The organism is uncultured Jannaschia sp. (genome assembly GCF_947494025.1).
GTDB lineage: Bacteria > Pseudomonadota > Alphaproteobacteria > Rhodobacterales > Rhodobacteraceae > Jannaschia.
In genome coordinates this window covers 1-288 of record NZ_CANLTQ010000177.1, presented here as the reverse complement: position 1 = coordinate 288, position 288 = coordinate 1, and the positions used below count along the sequence as shown (strand labels likewise).

The window sequence follows — 288 nt, the reverse complement described above, 5'->3', positions numbered from 1 at the left end:
CTTCATCGGGCCTCCGAACTGGTCTCCGACGCGATGGGGGTGCCGCTCGTGAAGGTGCTCGAGCATGTTCCCGAACGCCGCGAGATGCTCCTGCGCAGCGGCGTCAACTGGGAGCCCGGCGTTGTCGGTCACGAGACGTTCGGTGACCACGAACGATCGCCGGGAGGATATGCTCTCAGGGCGGAGCAGCCCGTCGTCTCCCCCGATCTCAATGCGGAAGAGCGCTTCCGGATACCGGACGTTCTCGTCCGCCATGGCGTCAAGAGCATGGTCAACGTGATCATTGCC

Annotated in this window: 1 protein-coding gene; it reads left to right on the top strand. The window is 64.2% G+C overall.

Translation table 11 applies throughout. The annotated features are described in order from the left end of the window. Positions 1-48: 48 nt before the first annotated feature. Positions 49-288: hypothetical protein (locus Q1B08_RS21845; protein WP_299823608.1), on the top strand; the 240-nt coding region annotated here is incomplete at its 3' end.